Below are 19,951 nucleotides of genomic sequence, written 5' to 3'. Positions count from 1 at the left end.
ATTCGGGCCGGAAAACTCTATGTTTCCCGCACGGGAATGCGAATGATGAATTCGAAAGTGCAAAGCCTGAAAGACTTCCTTGCCGGGCAAGGCCGCGTCGCTTTGGTCGAAGTGGCCGGCACCAAGGGCTCGACACCGCGCGAGAAGGGCGCCTTCATGCTCGTCTCGGCGACGACGATGTCAGGCACGATCGGCGGCGGTCAGCTCGAATACATGGCGATCGACAAGGCCAGGCAGATGCTCGGGTCTTCACCCTCCCCCTTGCGGGGAGGGTCGGCCGGCAAAGCCGGCCGGGGTGGGGGTACGGATGGTCGTGCCACGCGCGCCCCTACCCGGTTCGAAGTCGACGAGATGTACGCCACGCTCGACGTGCCGCTAGGCCCCGAGATCGGACAATGTTGCGGCGGGCGCGTCGAAGTGCTGATCAGGCTCGTCGATGCCGCGCTTGCAGCCGACCTGATTGCTGCGGCGGAGGCCGAAGAGGCACATCTGCCGCATGTCTACATCTTTGGCGGTGGCCATGTCGGCCAGGCGCTGGCGTCGACGATCGCACTTCTACCGGTGCGCGGCGTCGTCATCGAGACACGGGCCGAGGCGCTGGAAGGCATGCCGGAAACCGTCGAGACGCGATTGACGCCGATACCCGAGGCCGAGGTGCGAAACGCTCCGGCCGGTACCGCTTTCGCCATCCTGACCCATGACCACGCGCTGGATTTCCTGATTGTCGCGGAAGCGCTGAAACGCGACGACACCGCCTATGTCGGCATGATCGGCTCGAAGACCAAGAAAGCCACGTTCAGGAACTGGTTCCTGAAATCGGTGGACGGCAGCGAAGCGCAACTTGCCCGCCTCGTCTCACCGATCGGTGGCGACGCCGTCAAGGACAAGCGCCCGCAAGTCATCGCGGCGCTCGCGGCCGCCGAGATCATGACGGCGCTGGTCACTCACACAGCCGCGTCAAATGCCGATCACCAGGCGCGTTGTAACAAGGTGACAGCCGGCTGACCTCATCGATCAGGTCACAGCTGCTCGTCGATTTCTTCGGTTCTCAAATCACTTGGGAGGGTGTTTCCTGCGCGCCTTGGGAGTACGAGGTGGAAGCAGATGGACGTACTGAAAATCGCAGCCTTTTCGGATGGCGACACCGGCGGCAATCCCGCGGGAGTCCTGATAGGCGACGTCTTGCCCGATGCAGTCGCGATGCAGCGCATGGCGGCCGAAGTCGGGTTCTCGGAAACCGCTTTTGCCGCACCGGACGGCAATGGCTGGCGGGTCCGCTATTTCTCGCCGGAATCGGAAGTTCCCTTCTGCGGCCATGCCACCATTGCGCTTGGTGCGGCGCTGGTCCGGCAATTCGGCGATGGAATTTTCCCGTTGACCCTCAACCAGGCGAGCATCACCGTCGAAGGGTTCCGTGATGGCGCGAATGTCGCTGCTGCCTTGCAGTCGCCGCCGACACGCAGCAAGCCGGCACCGCCGCAGCTCATTGCCGAGGCGCTAGTGCTGTTCGGCTACGCATCCAGCGATCTCGATCCGGCCATTCCACCGGCCTTGATCCATGGCGGTGCGGACCATCTTGTGCTGGTTCTCAAGTCGCGCGAGGCGTTGGCCGCCATGCGCTACGATCTGAAAACCGGCCAGGCCCTGATGCGGCGCGAAGGGCTGGTGACGATCCTGCTTGCCCATGCCGAAACGCCTCGGCTGTTCCACACGCGCAATCCGTTTGCCTCCGGTGGCGTCTATGAGGACCCGGCAACGGGAGCGTCGACGGCCGCCTTCGCCGGCTATCTGCGTGACATCGGCTGGCCGCATGGCGGCGCGATCGATGTCGTGCAGGGCGAGGACATGGGCATGCGCTCGCGCTTGCATGCCGACATTCCACCCGCGCCGGGCAGCTCGATCAGGGTGTCGGGAACCGCGCGGATGATGGACGAGGCGTAGGCGCGCTCGATCTCAGGCGGGCCGCCTCAAGCCCAGATGCTCGCGCAGCGTGTGCCCTTCATAGTCCTTGCGGAACAGGCCGCGCCGCTGCAGTTCCGGCACGACCAGCGTGGCGAAGGCATCGAGCTCGCCGGGGAAATAGGAAGGCATGACGTTGAAGCCGTCGGCCGCACCACCCTCGAACCGCGCCTGCAACTCGTCGGCGACCTGGGCGGCTGTTCCGACGATGCGCCAATGGCCCCGCGCGCCGGCGAAATGGCGGGCAAGCTGACGAATGGAAAGGTTGTCGCGGCGCGACTGCTCGATGACCAGCGCTTGCCGGCTCTGCATGCCTTCTGTCGCTGGCAGCTCCGGCAGCGGCCCGTCAATCGGATAGCGCCAGAGATCGGCGATGCTGAGATAGCTGGACAGCAGCGCAACACCGACATCGTCGGGGATCAGTTCCTGCAATTCCTCGTATTTTTCCCGCGCTTCCGCTTCCGTTTCCGCCACTACGGGCGCAACGCCCGGCATGATCTTGATGTCGTCCCGCTCACGCCCATAGGCCGCCAGGCGCCCCTTGAGATCGTCGTAGAAGGCCTTCGCTTCCTCGAAAGTCTGCGCCGCCGTGAACACCACGTCGGCTGTTCGGGCGGCAAGGTCGCGGCCGACATCCGAGGCGCCGGCCTGAACCATGACCGGCGCGCCCTGAGGCGAACGCGGCAGGTCGAGCGGACCCCGAACCGAAAAGCTCTGGCCATCGTGACCGGATCCGGAAGTCCCGTCGAGCTTGCCGTGCCAAAGCCCGGTCACCACCTCGGCGAATTCACGCGCCCGCTCGTAGCGGTCGGCGTGCGGACGCAAGCCGGTCGAGCCGAAATTGGCGGCTTCGATCTGGCTGGCTGATGTAACCAGGTTCCAGCCGGCACGGCCACCGCTCAGATGGTCGAGCGACAGGAAGGTCCGCGCCAGCCCGTAAGGCTCGTTGTAGCTTGTCGAGGCGGTGGAGACGAGACCGATGCGGCTGGTCTGGACGGCGAGCGCCGACAGCAGGCTGATGGGCTCGAAACCGATCGAGCGCGAGGTCTGGCTGGCGATGCCGACATCGGCCTCGCGCAGGCCGGCGGCGTCCTCACAGAACAGCAGGTCGAATTTCGCCGCTTCCGCGGTGCGCGCCAGCTGGATGTAGTGGTCAATGTCGATGCCCGCCGTCACATGCGCTTGTGGATGGCGCCAGGCGGCGATGTGATGGCCCGTCGCCCACAGGAAGGCGCCGAGCTTCATCTGGCGGGACGCGGCGGTCATTGGTCGCCTCCGCCGCCAAGTCCGAGATGCGAGCGCAGCGTCGCGCCGCGATAGCCCTGTCGAAAAAGGTCCCGCCGCCGCAACTCCGGTAAAACCAGATCGACGAAATCGTCGATCGCCGAAAGCTCTGCCGGCATGAGGATGTTGAACCCGTCGCAGCTTGTCGAGCGGAACTGTTCTTCCAACTTGTCGGCGAGGCCGGCCGGCTCACCACCGGTGACGGGCAAGACGTCCATCAGCACCTTCACGGCATCCGGGTCCCGCCCACGGGCAGCGACGCGGCGCTTCAGATCGTCACGGCTTGCCTTGGTCTCTTCCGCCGGCCGTTCTTCCAGCAGGATGACATCCGCGGTGCGGGCGGCAATATCCATGTCTGATACCGACAGGCCGGACAGCACCAGCACCGGCCTGTCCTGCGGCGATCGCGCGACGTTCAGCGGTCCGCGCACGGAAAAGAACTCGCCCTTGTGGTCGAGCAGATGCATCCTGTCGGGGTCGTGGAAGCGGCCGCCGCCTTTGTCGAACAACAGCGCGTCCGCGTCCCAGCCGGTCCACAAACCTTGAACGATGCCGATATACTCCTCCGTGCGGCGGCGAAAATCGTCGCGGGAAAAGCCTCCCGGCCGGCTGAAATTGGCCGCTTCGCGTGGCGCTTGCGCCATCGTCGCATGCCAGCCGGCGCGGCCATGGCTGATGATGTCGAGCGAGGCGAAACGGCGCGCCAGATTGTAGGGCTGGTGGGCGACCGTCGAAGCCATTGCGACGAGGCCGATCCTGCTTGTCACCGTCGCCAGTGCGGCCAGCAAGGTCGTCGCTTCGAAGGGCACTTGCCGGTTCGCGGCATCGCCGCCGGAAGCCGGCGCGGCATCGGCAAGCAGCACCATGTCCAGCCCGGCGGCTTCGGCCTTCTGCGCAAACCGCGCCAGACGATCGAATTCCGGCTCGGCCCCACGCGATGCGTCGGTGGTTCCCGGACACAGCGAGACGGCAAGATGCATTGTGGCGCCGTTGTCCATCGATGGTCCCTGCAGCACGAAATCGATCGGAACTATGTTTGCCGCTTCCCGGGATGGCAACCGCTGGCACTGGGCCAATCGCCGGTCTCTTGCCGGCCAGCTATCACTTGCCCGCGAGAAGGTCGTTGATCAATCGCTGGCAACGCTCCGCCATGAAGTCGAGCAGCAGCCGCACTTTCGGGTCCTGCAGCTTCTTGTGCGGATAGACGGCGGCAAATTGCACCGGCGTCGGCGGCGTGCTGCTCAGGATGACTTTCAGCCGCTGGTCGCGGATGAACGGTTCCACCTCGAAGCGCGGCTTGTTGATGATGCCGCGCCCGGACAGCGCCCAGCCGGTCAGCACATCGCCGTCATCCGTATCATACGGACCATGCACCTCGAATTTCTGCGGACCCGTGGGGGTCTGCAGCGTCCACACATATTCGCGCGCGCCGGAATAGCGCAGCATCAGGCAGTCGTGCTTCTTGCCGATCAGTTCCTGCGGTTCCGTCGGCTCGCCGCGCGCCTCCAGGTATTTCGGTGCCGCCACCAGCACGCGCTCGCATTCCATGATGCCGCGCATCCTGAGGCTGGAATCCTCGATGATGCCGAGCCGGAAGGCGACGTCGATGCCTTCCTTCATGATGTCGACATTGTGGTCCGAGAGCCTGAGCCGCACCTCGATGTCAGGATATTTGTCGTGGAAATCGGGAATGCCCGAGGCCACCAGCCGCCGGCCGAGGCCAAGTGGCGCGGTGACGCGGATGGTGCCGCGTGGCTGGCCGGACAGCGCCGAGACCGCCGCTTCCGCCTCGGTGATCGCCTCAAGCACCTGCTTGGCGCCAGAGTAGAAAACCGTGCCATGCTCGGTCGGCATCAACTGCCGTGTCGTACGGTTGAACAGCCGCACACCAAGATGCTTCTCCAGTTCCTTGATGCGGTTGGAGGCGACCGCCGGCGAAATGCGCATGTCGCGCCCAGCCGCCGACAGATTGCCGAGTTCGACGACGCGAACGAAGACGGCGATGTTGTCGAGATAGGCCATGCTGTTTCGTGGCTCTCACGCGGCTGAGTGGGAACAGCCTAGTATTTTCCATTTTTTTTTGAAAGTCATCGTGCGCCTCGCCTCTTTCCGTTTGCGCTCCAGCCCGTAAAGTCGTGTGATCGGCAGGGACGACTTCAATGATGGATTTCGCGATTTTCTGGGAATGGCTGAGTTTTGCCGTGCGCTGGCTGCACGTCGTCACGGGCATCGCCTGGATCGGCTCGTCCTTCTATTTCGTCGCGCTCGATCTCGGCCTGCGCCAGCGTCCGGGCATGCCCGTCGGCGCCTTTGGCGAGGAATGGCAGGTGCATGGAGGCGGTTTCTACCACATCCAGAAATATCTGGTGGCGCCGGCCGAGATGCCCGAGCACCTGACCTGGTTCAAATGGGAATCCTACGCCACCTGGCTGTCCGGCTTCGCCATGCTCTGCGTCGTCTACTATGCCGGGGCCGATCTGTTCCTGATCGATCCCAATGTGCTGCCCATGTCGGTGCCGGTCGGCATCCTGCTGTCGCTGGCGACGATCGGCGTCGGTTGGGTGGTCTATGATCTCCTGTGCCGCTCGCCGCTGGGAAAGAGCGACACCGGCCTGATGCTGGTGCTCTACTGCGTGCTGGTGTTCATCGCCTGGGGGCTGACGCACCTGTTCACCGGCCGCGCCGCGTTCCTGCATCTGGGCGCCATCACCGCCACAATCATGTCGGCCAATGTCTTCATGGTGATCATCCCCAACCAGAAGATCGTCGTCGCCGACCTGATCGCCGGCCGCAAGCCCGACCCCAAATACGGCAAGATCGCCAAGCAGCGCTCGCTGCACAACAACTATTTGACGCTGCCGGTGCTGTTCCTGATGCTGTCGAACCACTACCCCTTGGCGTTTGGCACTGAGTTCAACTGGGTCATCGCCTCGCTGGTGTTCATCATCGGTGTGCTGATCCGGCACTATTTCAACACCGTCCATGCGCGCAAGGGCAACCCGCACTGGACCTGGTTGGGCGCCCTCGTCCTGTTCATCATCATCATCTGGCTGTCGACCGCGCCGAAGGTGCTGACCGGCGAACCCAGCGCCTCGGCCGCGGCGCAGGTCTATGTCGCCTCGGCGCATTTCCCCGCCGTGCGCGACACCGTGCTCGGCCGCTGCTCGATGTGCCACGCGGCGGAGCCGGTCTATGAGGGCATCTACCATGCGCCCAAGGGTGTGATGCTCGACACCGACGCGGCAATCGCCAACCACGCCCGCGAGATCTATCTGCAGGCCGGCCGCAGCCACGCCATGCCGCCCGCCAACGTCTCGCAGATTACCGACAAGGAGCGGGCGCTGCTGGTGGCCTGGTTCGAAGGCGCGGGAAAGTAAGCATGACCTCGACACTTCTGCGCGGCCGCACGCTTTCCTTTGTAAGCTGGCCCGAGACCATCGACGACCATTCCGCCTGGCGCTACGAGGAGGATGGCGGCCTGCTGATCCGCGATGGCCGGATCATCGCCGCCGGCGCCTATACGCAAGTCGAGAAACAGGCCGGCGAAGCGGCGAAAAGAATAGACCACCGCCCGCATCTGCTGCTGCCGGGTTTCATCGACGCGCATGTGCATTTCCCGCAGATGCAGGTCATCGCCTCCTACGGCGCGGAGCTGCTCGACTGGCTGAACACCTTCACCTTCCCGGAAGAGACGAAATTCTCCAACGCGCAGCATGGCCGCCGCATCGCGCGGCTGTTCCTCGACGAGATGGTGCGCCATGGCACCACGACGGTTGCCGCGTACTGCTCGGTGCACAAGGCGTCGGCCGAAGCCTTCTTCGCCGAGTCGCATGACCGCAACATGCTCAACATCGCCGGCAAGGTGATGATGGACCGCAATGCGCCCGACGGCGTGCTCGACACGCCGCAGTCCGGCTATGACGATAGCAAGGCGCTGATCGCGCAATGGCACGGCAAGGGACGGCAGCTTTATGCCATCACGCCGCGCTTCGCCATCACCTCATCGCCGCAACAGATGGAGATGGCCGGCGCGCTGTGCCGCGAACATCCCGGCCTGCACATGCAAACGCATCTGTCGGAAAACCATGCCGAAATCGCCTTCACGCGGGAGCTCTATCCGTGGTCGCGCGACTACACCGACGTTTACGAGCACTATGGGCTGTTGGGGAAGAAGAGCTTGTTCGGCCATTGCATCCATCTGTCAGAGCGTGAGGCGGATGCGCTTTCGGACAGCGGCTCGGTGGCGGTGTTCTGCCCGACCTCCAACCTGTTCCTTGGCTCCGGCCTGTTCGACTATCAGCGCTTTCGCCGCCGCGACAAGCCGATCAGGATCGCGGCCGCCACCGATGTCGGTGGCGGCACCAACTATTCCATGCTGCGCACCATGGACGAAGGCTACAAGGTGATCGCGCAGAACGGCGAGAAGCTCAACCCGTTCCAGTCCTTCTGGCAGATGACGCGCGGCAATGCCGAGGCGCTGTCGGTGGCGGAAAAGATCGGCACGCTCGACGAAGGGACTGATGCCGACATCGTCGTGCTGGATGCCAGGGCAACACCGGCGATGCGGCTCAGGATGGAAACGGCCGAGACGTTGGCGCAGGAACTGTTTCTCCTGCAGACGCTCGGTGACGACCGCGCTGTGCGCGAGGTCTATGTGGCGGGGCGGGCGGCGAAGACCGACATGGCGATTTAGGCATGCTGATATTCAGGTGATGCCGGCCTGCAAGCGGCGGCGTCCTGCGCTTCCGGCGCTCACGTACCTAAAAGTACGCTCCGCTCCGGTTCTCGGAAGCCACCACTTTCGGCTCGGCCTGACCTGAATCTCAACATGCCTTGGCACTTACGAAGTCGCGCAGACGCTTGACCCGGCGGTAACCATCGGCCAAAGCGTGCGGCGAAGTTGACAGGGGAACGACATGGCCGTTGCTGATGACATCGCTCTGATCAAGAGACAGGAAGAGGTTCTTGTCTTTCCAGCCTTCGATGAGGCGGTTGCCTTCAAGATCGGTTCGGCCATCCGCGACCGCGCGCTCGCCGGGAACCTGCCTGTCATCGTCGACATCAGGACCTTCGACCGGCCGCTGTTCTATGCCGCGATGCCGGGCTCGAACGCTTCCAACCCGGACTGGGCGCGGCGCAAGATCAATGTCGTCAAGCGGTTCCTGCGCAGCACCTACCGCATGGTGCTGGAGCAGCAGCGCCCCGACCGCACCTTCAAGGTCGGTGAAGGCCTCGACATATCGGACTTTGTACTGGCCGGCGGCGGCTTTCCGGTCACTGTGAAGGACGCCGGCGTGATCGGAGTCATCGCCGTTTCGGGCTTGCCCGAGCGCGAGGACCACGGCGTGGTGGTCGATGCGCTGTGCGATCATCTCGGTGTCGACAAGCGCGGGCTGGTATTATCTCCGGAAACAAATTCTTGACGCTGGCGCCGCCCCTCATCCGCCTGCCGGCACCTTCTCCCCGTATAGTGACGGGGAGAAGGGAAGCGCTCCAACGCCGGCGATCCCCCTCTCCCCGTTTTTCACGGGGAGAGGGTAAGGGTGAGGGGCAGCGCAAACGGCGCAGAAGTTTGCAGAACGTCGGTGGCAGCTCGGTATGACCATTCTCGACCCCAAGGCCTTCCTCACATCCATTTTCAACGCCGCCGTCGCTGCCGCCGATCCTGAGCGGACCATCCGCGATCATTTGCCGGCCAAGCCCAGGGGCCGCACAATCGTCATTGGCGCGGGCAAGGGCTCGGCGCAGATGGCTGCGGCGTTCGAGAAGGTCTGGGACGGACCGATCGAAGGGCTGGTCGTCACCCGCTATGGCTATGGAGCGGCCTGCGAGCGCATCGAGATCATCGAAGCGGCGCATCCGGTGCCGGATGCCGCCGGGCTTGAGGCGTCGCGGCGGCTGCTCGAAAAAGTCCAGGGGCTGACAGCGGATGATCTGGTCGTGGCGCTGATTTCCGGCGGCGGCTCGGCGCTGTTGCCGTCACCGGCCGGAAGCCTGACGCTGGCCGACGAGATCGCCGTCAACGAGGCGCTGCTCGCCTCCGGCGCGCCGATCGCGGCGATGAACACCATTCGCAAGCATGTCTCCACCATCAAGGGCGGCAGGCTGGCGGCGGCCGCCTGGCCGGCCAGGGTGGTGTCGCTGGTGGTTTCCGACATCCCAGGCGACAACCCCGCACTGGTCGCCTCCGGCCCGACCGTTCCCGATACCGGCAGCCGCGAGGACGCGCTCGCGTCGATCGTTGCCTACGGCATGAAGCTCCCGCCCGCGGTGATGGCGCACATCAACTCGCCGGCCGCCGATGCGCCAGGTCCGGATGATCAACGCTTTTCGCGCAACGAGGTGCACCTGATCGCCTCCGCCGGTGTATCGCTGGAAGCGGCGGCATTGGAAGCGAAACGGCAAGGCATCGAAGCTGTCATCCTCTCGGATGCCATCGAGGGCGAGGCGCGCGAGGTCGGCGGCGTGCATGCCGCAATCGCGCGCGAGGTGGCGACACGCGATCGGCCATTCCCAAAGCCGGTGCTGATCCTGTCCGGCGGCGAGACAACCGTGACCTTGCGTGCCAAGGGCAAGGGCGGCCGCAATTCGGAATTCCTGCTCGCCTTCGCCATCGGCATCAACGGCGTGCAAGGCATTCACGCCCTGGCCGCCGACACCGACGGCATCGACGGTTCGGAAGACAATGCCGGCGCCTTCGCCGATGGCTCGACTGTTTCGCGCATGCGCGCGGCGGGTGTGGACGCCAAGGCGATGCTGGCCGGCAACAACGCCTGGACGGCCTTCAATGCCGTTGGCGATCTTTTCGTGCCCGGCCCGACGGGCACGAATGTCAACGATCTCCGGGCGATACTCATTCGTTAGGGCGCGTCGCATTGCGCTGCACAAGCGTTAGCGCTGCCCCTCATCCGCCTGCCGGCACCTTCTCCCCGTATAGTGACGGGGAGAAGGGGACTAACCCCGCCTTCGCGCTCCTCTTGGAACCTTGGCTATTAGCGAAAGCCGCGACGACAGCGTCTTTCTCCCCGTCACCATACGGGGAGAAATGTCCGGCAGGACAATGAGGGGCGGCGCTAACCGACAGCCTGATCAAGCAGCCATCAGCCGCTTCACTTCTCTCATATCTTTCAGAAACCGTTCGCGCTCCGCTTCCTTCTCCGCCGATTCATGGATGCGCAGGATGAACGAGGGATGGATCGTAACGAACACACGCAAGCCGTCCTCGCGCTCGATCACCTGGCCGCGCATCTTCGTCACCGGGATCGCCTTGCCGAGCAGCGACAGCGCCGCGGTTGCGCCCAGCGCCACGGCGAGATCCGGCTTGATCAGCTCGAATTCCCTGTCGATCCACCAGCGGCAGGCCTGAACCTCGCCGGCATTCGGCTTGGAATGGATGCGGCGCTTGCCGCGCGGCTCGAACTTGAAGTGCTTGACCGCATTGGTGACGTAGACTTTCTGGCGGTCGACGCCCGCGTCGTCCAGTATAGCGTCGAACACGTTGCCCGCCGGGCCGACGAAAGGTTTGCCGGCGAGGTCTTCCTGATCGCCCGGCTGTTCGCCGACGAAGATAACCCGGGCGTCATCGGGTCCTTCGCCGAACACGGTCTGTGTCGCGTCGCGCCAAAGCGGACAGCGGCGGCAACCCTTCGCCGCCTCGCGCAACTTTGGAATGGTGCGGGCAGCATCCGGCTCGGCCGGCTCAGTCGCCTTCGACCAATGCTTGGCCTGCACCTTGGCGTGGTGCGGCGCTGGCGTCGTCGGCATCTTGGCAATCATGGCTGTGGCGGCCTTGTCCGCTCCTGCTATCAGATCTGGAATGAGCGAGGCCTCGGGAAGGTTCCGCCAGTATTTCTTCGGCATCTCCTTCTGCATCGCCTTCACCTTCAGCCGCGCCGGGTTGAAGATGTTCTCGAAATAGGTGCGCCACAGCGCCTCGGTATCGTCTCCAGCGGGGGCATCGCCCTTGGCGGCGCCCGGCCCGATGGCCAGCCTTTCGCCATTCCAGTCGGCGGAGGCATAGGGTGTCAGGATCGTCCAGCGCATGCCGGTGAACCGCCTGACGAAGAAATCCGCGTTGCGCTCGACGATGAAATGATCCGGCTCGAACCAGGCGACATAACGCTCCTCGTCGCCGTCGCCGATCTTCCGGAAGCGCACGAAGGCATGCATCTTGTGGCTGTCGCGCCGCACCGCCTTTTCCATGGCTTCGAGCCGCCTGGTGTCAGGATCCGATGCGATCGCCAGCAACTTCGGCTCGCGGCGCAGTCGCCACAGCAGCCGGTAGAGAAAAGCGAACCGGCCTGGGTCTGAATGGCAGAAGGCGGTCTCGGCGTGTTCGATGAATTCGCGCGGCACCAGGAGCTGCACGCCCCCAGGCATGGCCGGCAAATCGGTCTGGCATCCGTCAGGATCCGGCGCGACATGCCAGCTGATGTCCTCGGGCTTGACCTCGTTCAGTGCCAGCCGCCGCGCAGCGTCGCGCCAGCCGGAAAAATCGGTCTGGCTATCGAGCCGTACACTGTATCGGGCAAGATCGAGCTCAGCCGGCTGCATGGTCAAAACAGCGACAGTTGTTCGCAGGATTGCACGATCTTGCCGCGCAGGCCCGCCTTGTCGGTGAGTGCGCCCGGCGACCAGCCTTCCGCGATGATGAAGGGCCGCAATTTGGCGATCGACTGGCAAAGCCGCCCGAGATCTTCGAGCCGCATGCGCCGGTGGCGGCGGGTCTCCAGGATTTTCGCCACCACCTTGGTACCGAGACCCGGCACGCGCAACAGCGCCTCACGCTCGGCGCTGTTGACATCGACGGGGAACAGTCCCCGGTTGCGCAGCGCCCAGGCGAGCTTGGGGTCGATGGCGAGGTCGAGCATGCCGTCATTGCTGCCGGCCAGGATCTCGGGCTGCGAAAAGCCGTAGAAGCGCATCAGCCAGTCGGCCTGATAGAGCCGGTGTTCGCGCATCAGCGGCGGCTTCTGCAAGGGCAGGGACGACGACGAATCCGGGATCGGGCTGAAGGCGGAATAGTAGACGCGCCGCAGATGGTAGCTGCCATAAAGCCGCGCGCTGGCATGCAGGATGCCGTCGTCGGAAGTCTTGTCGGCGCCGACGATCATCTGTGTCGACTGGCCACCCGGCGCAAAGCGCTCGCGCTTCTTGGTCTTCAGCGTCGGCTCGGCCTTTTCCTCCATCTTCTGGCGCAGCCTGGCCATGGACAGCCGGATCGTTTCCGGCTTCTTTTCCGGCGCAAGCCGCTTGACGCCCTCGTCGGTCGGCAGCTCGACATTGATCGACAGCCGGTCGGCATAGAGGCCTGCCTTCTCGACCAGTTCAGCCGAGCTTTCCGGGATGGTTTTCAGATGGATATAGCCGCCAAATTTTTCGTCGAGTCGCAGCCGCCGCGCCACCTCGACCATTTCGCCCATGGTCTCGTCGGGCGAGCGGATGACGCCCGACGACAGGAACAGGCCCTCGATGTAGTTGCGCCGGTAGAAATCCATGGTCAGCTTCACCACCTCGTCGACGGTAAAGCGGGCACGCCGCACATTGGACGACGAGCGGTTGATGCAATAGCTGCAATCGTAGATGCAGAAATTGGTGAGCAGGATTTTCAGCAGCGAAATGCAGCGGCCGTCGGGCGCATAGGAATGGCAGATGCCCATGCCTTCGGTGGAGCCGATGCCACCGGACTTCAGCGAATCGCGCTTGGCCGAACCCGATGAAGCGCACGATGCATCATATTTGGCCGCATCGGAGAGAATCGCCAGCTTTTCGCGAACAGTGAGTGCGGACATTTGTTCATGATATGTTCTTAGTGGCTGGCGCGCTACCTCATTCGATGGGGGCGGCGAAAAAGTGATCGCCGCCGGATCATTCAGCCATCAGACTTCGTGCAGATAGAGATGGTAATCCAGTTCGCTGACCGTGCGCGCCACACGCAGATACTCGGACTGCTTGATCGCCACGAAGGTGCGGTGCAGGTCTTCGCCGAGCGCCTCTTTCAGGAACGCCGACCCCCTGGCCGCTTCGATCGCGGCGCGCCAGTCGACAGGCATCGTCGTGCGCGTGACCGCGGCCTCATAGCCGTTGCCGGTGGTTTCCGGGCCGGGATCGAGACCTTCGTCGAGACCCTTGATGATGCCGGCGAGCACGGTCGCCGCGATCAGATAGGGGTTGGCGTCAACGCCGGACGGGCGGTGTTCGATGCGCCGGTTCTTGGCGTCGCCGGCCGGCACGCGCAGCGCCACCGAGCGGTTGTTGACGCCCCAGGTCGGCGCCACCGGCGCATAGGATTGCGAGACGAAACGCCGCCAGGAATTGGCGTGCGGCGCAAACACCAGCATCGATTCCGCCATCGTCTGGATGAGGCCGCCGAGCCCCTGCAGCAGTGGCAGCGACCAGCTCTCGCCACCGGCTTCGGCAAAGACGTTTCGGCCGGCCTTGTCCTGCAGCGAGACGTGGAAATGCATGCCCGAGCCAGCATATTTCTCGATCGGCTTGGCCATGAAGCAAGCGGTGACGCCGTGGCGGCGCGCCTGCGCCCGCACCAGCCGCTTCAGCATGACGAGATCGTCGGCCGCCCGCATCACGTCCTTGCGGTAGTTCAGCGTCAATTCGTACTGGCCGGGCGCATATTCGGAAATGACGGTCTCGGCCGGGATGCCTTGTGCCTTGGCCGCGGCGTAGATGTCGGAAAACAGCGGTTCCATGCCGTGCAGATGATCGACCGAATAGACCTCGGTCTTGCCCGAGACGCGGCCGTCGAGCACGGCGCGCGCCGGCTGCACCTTGCCATCGGCATCGCGCTCATTCGCCAGCAGGAAGAATTCGAGCTCGAAGGCGCCGGCCGGATAGAGGCCCCTGGATGCCAATATGTCGACCTGCCGGGCCAGCGCCAGCCGCGGATCCGACGACATCGGCCGGCCGTCGAGCTGGTACATCGCCATCAGCAACTGGCCGCGCGGCGGGTTTGTGCCGTAGAGCGGGACCAGCGTGCCGGGGATCGGCCATGCCCTGAGATCGCCGTCGCCGGTCGTCCAGATCAGCCCGGTCTCGTGCACATCCTCGCCGGTGATGTCGAGGCCGAGGATGGAGATCGGCATATGGCGGCCGCCCTCGAAGATGCTTTTCAGCTCATGCCGGCGCACGATCTTGCCGCGGCCGACGCCATTGGCGTCGGTCAGCACGATATCGAAGGCTTCGATCTCGGGATGAGCGTCGAGAAAGGCTTGCGCCTCGGTGGGCGTCGAGCCCGAAGGTGAGGTCATGATGGAACCTGGTTTGGCTTGCGCGCCCATTTGCTAGCGGCTTGTCTCATGCCGCAAGCTTTGCCGCAACCGCGCCGAAGGCGGTGATCAGCCGGTTGACCTGGGCACCTGACGTCGCCGGCGAGATCAGCATCATGTTGTGGAAGGGCGCGATCAGCACGCCGCGATTGACCAGCGCGACATGGATGGCCGCTTCCAGTTCCGGCGCATGCGCCACCTCCGCCTCGGCGCCATTCCGCAAGGGGCCGGGTGCGCAGATGAACTCGACGCGGGCGCCGACGCGGGCAACATGCCAGGGCAGGCGGTAGCGGTCGATGACCCCGGTCAGCCCGGCATCGAGCCGCCGCGCCAGATGATCCATGCGGTCATAATTCTCACTGGTCATCACCTCTTCGAGCGTGGCGCGCATGGCCGCGAATTGCAGCGGGTTGGCTGACAGGGTCGTGCCCATGCCGGAATAGCCGGGTTCCTTGCTTCTGTTGTAGGCGGCATAGCGCGAGGCGACGTCATCGCTCATGCCCCACACGCTCGCCGGCACACCGCCGGCGATCGGCTTGCCCAGCACGAACAGGTCCGGCTCCAGCCCGTACTTTCTGGTGTAGCCGCCGGGGCCGGTCGAGATCGTATGCGTCTCGTCGATCAACAGCAGCGTGCCGGCCGCGCGCGTCAGCCTGCGCAGCGCATCATGGAAGCCCGGATCGGCCAGCACCATGCAGGAATTGGTCAACACCGGCTCGGCGATGACGCAAGCCACGTCCTTGTCCCTCAGGGCGGTTTCCAGCGCGGCAACATCGTTGAACTCGATCACCTTTGCCGTGCGGGTCAGGTCGCGGAACTCGCCCGCCAGTCCCGGCCGGTTGACCGGCTTGCCATCGATCAGCCGCACCATCGTCTCGTCGACCGAGCCGTGATAGCAGCCGTTGAAGACGAGGATCTTTTCGCGGCCGGTGATGGCGCGCGCAACGCGCAACGCAAAGCGGTTGGCGTCGGTCGCCGTCGTCGCGATCTGCCAGAAAGGCAGGCCGAAGCGTTGTTGCAGCAGCGGTCCGATGGCGAGCGCGTCTTCCGAAGGCAGCATATAGGTCAGGCCGCGTCCGGCCTGGCGGCGGATGGCGCGCGCCACCGGCGGCGGCGAGTGGCCGAACATCGAGCCGGTGTCGCCAAGGCAGAAATCATCGAGCCTGATACCGTCGATGTCGGTGATGGTTGCGCCTTTGGCGCTGTCGACCAGGATCGGAAACGGCGTCGGCCAGTCGTTCATCCAGTGCATTGGCACGCCGCCGAAGAAACCTGGTAGGCCGTTGCCGACTTTCGCTTGCGATCGCGGCCGCGCCTTGCGGAAGGCCTCACCTTCGGTCTCGCGAAGATCGGCAATGCGGTCGCGGCCGATGCCGCCGATGGACGTCCTTGAAGTGTCGCTGCTGTGCATGGAAACCCCTCTTGTCCGTCACTCTTAGCCAATCCATGTCCGTAACCGCAATTGGCCGCGGGTCCGCCCTGCATTGGCTCAGCCGGCAGCGGCGGCGCTTGACCCGGTTGGCGAAGTCGGCGTCAATGCGGACGGCAATGGGTGGCGTGGGGGAAAATGCGGTCGATCATCTGCGGATTGGGGCTGTTCCTGTCGGCCGGCACGGCCTTCGCCACCGGCGGCATCTGGTGTTCCGTCGACGATGCGGCGGTGAAATTCCAGGTCGATGCCGGCGTCACCACGGGCATGGGCGGCCCGACCTTCAATTTTCGCGGCGACCTCGAAATCAAGGCAAGGCCCGCCGGCGATGAATTGCGCAAGACGGTGTTCGAGAATTCCAACCTCACCCAGTACTGGCTCGACAACAAGGAGCTGCGGTTGAACATCTACAGCGAGCATCAGGTCGCAAACACCTACAGTTCCGTCGAACTGACGGTCCTGACCAAGGCCAGCGACGAAGGCGTCTATGACGGGCAGTACAGGCTTGCCGTCTACGACAGCACGGCTGACAAGGACGGCGACGGCAAACCCGCAAATCTGAGCGGGACGGTATCCTGCGGCGCCGAGTAGACCGATCGGATGCGGCAGCGCGCAAACGCGGCGGCGCCGCGTTATTTCCGGGAGGTCACCGATGGATCGACGAGATTGATCTTTTCGCCGGGCGGAAAGCCGAACACGCGTTCGAAGTGCTTGGGGCCAAGCAGCAAGGCTGCCTGATCGATCAAATGCTGGTTGCGCGCATTGATCGTTTCCGGGCTTGGCGGCGCAAAGCCTGGAATTCGCTGCGCTGTGAAATTCTGCACCTCGCCCTTCAGCGACAGGAGCTTGGCCAGCAGTTCCGGTTCCTCGTCGCCGAGCACCGATCGTGCGTGCTCCTCGAAATCGTCGGGCAATCCTTGCATCTTGGTCACTCCGCCGGCTCCACCGGCCGCCAGGGCGCTCGTTCCCAGGCAATGCTGGATCTTGCTGGCCCACGCCGCGTGCCGCAGCCCATAGGTTCCATATAGGAAGCTGCTCGCCCCATAACCACGCGCTTTCTTCACCGTCAGCCGCGTCCCGGTGGTCGCGTAGAGCACCTGATTGGCAAGCTGGTGGCAGACGCCATCGATGCCGTAAATCAGTATGGTCCCCTGGGCGGCGGGAACTGTCGCCGAATCGGCATTCGACTGGACAAGGCATTGCGCCAGCGCCAGATGCCCGGACTGTTTACCGAGAGTTCCTGTCGGATCACCGGGTGTTCCACCGGTCGGATGATAGCTGCCCCAACAGAACCAGTAGTCCTTGCCGGCGGCGGCAACAGCGGCTGCATTGGCATAGTGGTGCCGCTGGTTGTCATAGGTGGTAACCCAGGTATGGTCGACCGGCGAGCCGCCGACAAATGCCGGCGTCGCCCAGGCATGAAGCGTAACCGTGCTTGGCAAGGTCTCCTCCCATCGGAAGCTTGTCCAACGCAAAGAGGATGCGCTCAAGAAGGGCAGCGCGCAAGCATGGTGCCGGGCTTGACCCCGATGGCGCGGGGTTTCAGGCCGAAATGTCGATGACGCCGCAGTCGCCGGCGGCACTGCCAAACGCGACGCGGCGTTCTTCCTTGTCCCACATCATCGAGGTGATGGCGCCCTTGCCCGGTCGCCGCAACAGCACTTCCTTGGCGTCGGCAAAACGCACCGCCATCACCATGCCGTCGTCATAGCCGACGGCGACGACATCCTGGCTCGGATGGCAGGCGACCGCCGTCACCATGGCGTTGCCGCGCGTGCCAAGTTCCAGCGGCGCCTTGCCCATCGGGCCGTCCTTGCCCGAGAATGGCCAGACGATCGCCGCCGGTGCACCGGAACTCGCCAGCCACTTGCCTTTCACGCTCCACGACAGGCTTTTGACCTTGCCGGGATAGCCGGTCATGCGCATGTGCTTGCCGTCGGCGAGCTTCCAGCCATGCAAGGCGTTTTCCTGCATCGTGGTGACGAGGAAGGCGCCGTCGGGCGAGAAGGTGATGCCGGTGTGGGCGCCCGCCCATTCGAGTTCGACCGGCTTGCCCTCGGCGGCGGGGAAATGCAGCGTCGCGCCATTGTAGCGGGCAACGCCGAAGCGCATGCCCTTGGGCGAGAAAGCCAGCCCCTCGACCGAGCGCGGATGGACGAATTCCCGGGTCTTGCCGTCGGCGAAGCGCACGAAGACCGTCTTGCCCGTCGCATAGGCGATGGCGCCCTGCGGCCCGGCGGCGACGCTGGTGACCCATTTCTTGCCGGCGCTTGCCAACTCGGCGGCATTGCCGCCCGCGGTAACGGCAAACACCTTGCCGTCCTCGCCGCCGGTGATCAGCCGGTCATTGGCCGCATCATGGAAGGCGGCGAGCAGCCCGTCATTGGCCTGAACTGTCTTGTGGCCATGGTCGAGCCGATGGACGGCGCCGTCGGCCAACGCGAAATGCGGCACGTCGCCGAGGAAGACGGCGGCGACGCAATGGCCTTCGAGATCAAGCGGGGCGACGGTCGGCATGGCGGGTTTCAACAGTCATTCGTTCGTTCCAGTGCAGGATGACGGTTCCCTCGATCGGGACCGGGCCGCCTTGATAGGTGAAGACGAACCATTTGTCCCAGTTTTCGATCAGCCAGGCTTTCGAAAGTCCAGGTTTTTTCTCGAACCGGCTTTCCTCGGGCAGCACCGCGAAGACCAGACCTGCCTTGTAGCCGGATGCCACCATCAGACCGAGCCCGGCATCGTTTTCGCGGGTATCGAAGATCAGCAGATCGACTGGGCCGGAGCCCGGCCCGAGATCGTAATTGTCGCAAAGTCGGATAACGTCTCCAATGATCAGAAAATCATCGGAGAGGTCGAGCAAACGCGGCATTGGTTGCGGTCAGGCGACCTGGCAGGCGTCGAAACTCTTCTTCAGCCGCTCGGCGTCGAGTTCGCGGCCGATGAACACCAGCCGGCTCTCATGTTTCTCGCCGTCTTTCCAGGCACGCTGGTGGTCGCCCTCGATGATCATGTGCACGCCCTGGATGACATAGCGCTCGTCGTCGCCCTTGAGCGCGATGATGCCTTTCAGCCGCAGGATGTTCGGGCCTTCCATCTGGGTGATCTTCTCGATCCATGGGAAGAATTTCTTCGGGTCCATCTCGCCGCCGCGCAGCGACACCGACTGCACCGTCACGTCATGGATGTCGGAAGGATGCGCGTGATCGTGATGATCATGCCCGTCATGATCATGGTGATGGTGATCATGATGATCGTGGTCGTCATGCGCTTCGAGGAAATGCGGATCGTTTTCCAGCGCCCTCGACAGGTCGAAGGCGCCTCGGTCGAGCACTTCGGACAGGGCAACCCCGGCGCGGGTGGTACGGTGGATCTTCGCCGCCGGGTTGATGGCGCGGATCGTCGCTTCTACCTTGGCGAGCTCTTCGGGGGTGACGAGGTCGGTCTTGTTGAGCACGACGACGTCGGCGAAGGCGATCTGGTCCTCGGCTTCCTTGGAATCCTTGAGCCGCAGCGGCAGATGCTTGGCGTCGACCAGCGCCACCACCGCGTCGAGCCTGGTCTTGGAGCGCACGTCGTCGTCCATGAAGAAGGTCTGCGCCACCGGCACCGGATCGGCGAGACCGGTCGTTTCCACCACGATGGCGTCGAAGCGGCCCGGCCGGCGCATCAGTCCCTCGACGACACGGATCAGGTCGCCGCGCACCGTGCAGCAGACGCAGCCATTGTTCATCTCATAGATTTCCTCGTCGGATTCCACGATCAGGTCATTGTCGATGCCGATTTCACCGAATTCATTGACGATGACGGCGTAGCGCTTGCCGTGGTTTTCCGACAGGATGCGGTTGAGCAGGGTCGTTTTGCCGGCACCGAGATAGCCGGTGAGAACGGTTACGGGAATCTGCGTCTGTGCGTCGCTCATGGCCTGCCTCGAAGAATTTGGGCCTCGGAAAATCCGGCCCTCGAAAAAGGGATTGTCGGCTCCATATAGGATGTGCGC

18 protein-coding genes are annotated in these 19,951 nt (G+C 64.1%); 7 read left to right on the top strand and 11 right to left on the bottom strand.

The features are described from left to right. Positions 1-45 precede the first annotated feature (45 nt). Together xdhC and OOJ09_RS04905 are read left to right on the top strand one after the other, a co-directional pair. Positions 46-1,005, top strand: a complete 960-nt coding sequence (gene xdhC / locus OOJ09_RS04910; RefSeq protein ID WP_269904852.1) for a xanthine dehydrogenase accessory protein XdhC — start codon at positions 46-48, stop codon at positions 1,003-1,005. A gap of 99 nt (positions 1,006-1,104) precedes the next feature. Continuing rightward, positions 1,105-1,941 (top strand): PhzF family phenazine biosynthesis protein, encoded by an 837-nt coding sequence (locus OOJ09_RS04905; protein ID WP_269904119.1) that lies wholly within the window; start codon positions 1,105-1,107, stop codon positions 1,939-1,941. A gap of 12 nt (positions 1,942-1,953) precedes the next feature. Here the strand turns inward: OOJ09_RS04905 and OOJ09_RS04900 are convergent, their stop codons facing one another. From OOJ09_RS04900 to OOJ09_RS04890, 3 genes are all read right to left on the bottom strand, one after another. Beyond that, positions 1,954-3,225 (bottom strand): LLM class flavin-dependent oxidoreductase, encoded by a 1,272-nt coding sequence (locus OOJ09_RS04900; protein WP_269904118.1) that lies wholly within the window; start codon positions 3,223-3,225, stop codon positions 1,954-1,956. Then, positions 3,222-4,241 (bottom strand): LLM class flavin-dependent oxidoreductase, encoded by a 1,020-nt coding sequence (locus OOJ09_RS04895; RefSeq protein WP_269904117.1) that lies wholly within the window; start codon positions 4,239-4,241, stop codon positions 3,222-3,224. The genes OOJ09_RS04900 and OOJ09_RS04895 overlap by 4 nt, the downstream gene beginning before the upstream one ends. Positions 4,242-4,344: 103 nt before the next feature. Further along, positions 4,345-5,265, bottom strand: coding sequence for a LysR family transcriptional regulator (locus tag OOJ09_RS04890; protein ID WP_091580992.1), 921 nt, complete (start codon positions 5,263-5,265; stop codon positions 4,345-4,347). A 137-nt stretch (positions 5,266-5,402) separates the two neighbouring features. Here OOJ09_RS04890 and OOJ09_RS04885 point away from each other — a divergent pair, with 137 nt between their 5' ends. The 4 genes from OOJ09_RS04885 (at position 5,403) to OOJ09_RS04870 (ending at position 10,107) form a co-directional block, all read left to right on the top strand. Further along, positions 5,403-6,620, top strand: a complete 1,218-nt coding sequence (locus tag OOJ09_RS04885) for a urate hydroxylase PuuD (RefSeq protein WP_269904116.1) — start codon at positions 5,403-5,405, stop codon at positions 6,618-6,620. A 2-nt stretch (positions 6,621-6,622) separates the two neighbouring features. After that, positions 6,623-7,936 carry a guanine deaminase gene (gene guaD / locus OOJ09_RS04880; protein ID WP_269904115.1) on the top strand — a complete coding sequence of 438 codons (1,314 nt, stop codon included), beginning with the start codon at positions 6,623-6,625 and terminating at the stop codon, positions 7,934-7,936. 223 nt (positions 7,937-8,159) lie between these two features. Further along, positions 8,160-8,666, top strand: a complete 507-nt coding sequence (locus OOJ09_RS04875) for a heme-degrading domain-containing protein (protein ID WP_269904114.1) — start codon at positions 8,160-8,162, stop codon at positions 8,664-8,666. 175 nt (positions 8,667-8,841) lie between these two features. Further along, the gene (locus OOJ09_RS04870; RefSeq protein ID WP_269904113.1) at positions 8,842-10,107 is read left to right on the top strand and encodes a glycerate kinase type-2 family protein; all 1,266 of its coding nucleotides are present in this window, start codon (positions 8,842-8,844) and stop codon (positions 10,105-10,107) included. A gap of 225 nt (positions 10,108-10,332) precedes the next feature. On the opposite strand, the gene OOJ09_RS04865 is transcribed toward OOJ09_RS04870, so the two are convergent. From OOJ09_RS04865 to OOJ09_RS04850, 4 genes are all read right to left on the bottom strand, one after another. Further along, positions 10,333-11,796 carry a UdgX family uracil-DNA binding protein gene (locus OOJ09_RS04865; protein ID WP_269904112.1) on the bottom strand — a complete coding sequence of 488 codons (1,464 nt, stop codon included), beginning with the start codon at positions 11,794-11,796 and terminating at the stop codon, positions 10,333-10,335. 2 nt (positions 11,797-11,798) lie between these two features. Further along, complete coding sequence (locus OOJ09_RS04860; protein ID WP_269904111.1) at positions 11,799-13,034, bottom strand: putative DNA modification/repair radical SAM protein; 1,236 nt, start codon at positions 13,032-13,034, stop codon at positions 11,799-11,801. 87 nt (positions 13,035-13,121) lie between these two features. Next, positions 13,122-14,507 carry a glutamine synthetase family protein gene (locus OOJ09_RS04855; protein WP_269904110.1) on the bottom strand — a complete coding sequence of 462 codons (1,386 nt, stop codon included), beginning with the start codon at positions 14,505-14,507 and terminating at the stop codon, positions 13,122-13,124. 46 nt (positions 14,508-14,553) lie between these two features. After that, the gene (locus tag OOJ09_RS04850; protein ID WP_269904109.1) at positions 14,554-15,936 is read right to left on the bottom strand and encodes an aspartate aminotransferase family protein; all 1,383 of its coding nucleotides are present in this window, start codon (positions 15,934-15,936) and stop codon (positions 14,554-14,556) included. A gap of 156 nt (positions 15,937-16,092) precedes the next feature. Here OOJ09_RS04850 and OOJ09_RS04845 point away from each other — a divergent pair, with 156 nt between their 5' ends. Continuing rightward, positions 16,093-16,545, top strand: coding sequence for a hypothetical protein (locus OOJ09_RS04845; RefSeq protein WP_269904108.1), 453 nt, complete (start codon positions 16,093-16,095; stop codon positions 16,543-16,545). Between the two features lie 41 nt (positions 16,546-16,586). Here OOJ09_RS04845 and OOJ09_RS04840 read toward each other — a convergent pair whose 3' ends face one another. The 4 genes from OOJ09_RS04840 to OOJ09_RS04825 all read right to left on the bottom strand — a co-directional run bounded on the left by OOJ09_RS04840 (position 16,587) and on the right by OOJ09_RS04825 (position 19,873). Further along, positions 16,587-17,396 carry a hypothetical protein gene (locus OOJ09_RS04840; RefSeq protein WP_269904107.1) on the bottom strand — a complete coding sequence of 270 codons (810 nt, stop codon included), beginning with the start codon at positions 17,394-17,396 and terminating at the stop codon, positions 16,587-16,589. 100 nt (positions 17,397-17,496) lie between these two features. Then, positions 17,497-18,471 carry a WD40 repeat domain-containing protein gene (locus tag OOJ09_RS04835; protein ID WP_269904106.1) on the bottom strand — a complete coding sequence of 325 codons (975 nt, stop codon included), beginning with the start codon at positions 18,469-18,471 and terminating at the stop codon, positions 17,497-17,499. Then, on the bottom strand, positions 18,449-18,823 hold the full coding sequence (gene imm45, locus OOJ09_RS04830; RefSeq protein ID WP_269904105.1) for an Imm45 family immunity protein: 375 nt from the start codon (positions 18,821-18,823) through the stop codon (positions 18,449-18,451). Before imm45 ends, OOJ09_RS04835 begins: the two co-directional genes overlap by 23 nt. A gap of 9 nt (positions 18,824-18,832) precedes the next feature. Continuing rightward, positions 18,833-19,873, bottom strand: a complete 1,041-nt coding sequence (locus OOJ09_RS04825) for a CobW family GTP-binding protein (RefSeq protein ID WP_269904104.1) — start codon at positions 19,871-19,873, stop codon at positions 18,833-18,835. Positions 19,874-19,951 lie beyond the last annotated feature (78 nt).

The sequence above is a fragment of the Mesorhizobium qingshengii genome, assembly GCF_027563465.1.
GTDB lineage: Bacteria > Pseudomonadota > Alphaproteobacteria > Rhizobiales > Rhizobiaceae > Mesorhizobium > Mesorhizobium qingshengii_A.
Note: the sequence above shows the minus strand (reverse complement) of the source record. Positions and strands in the feature narration are given on the sequence as shown.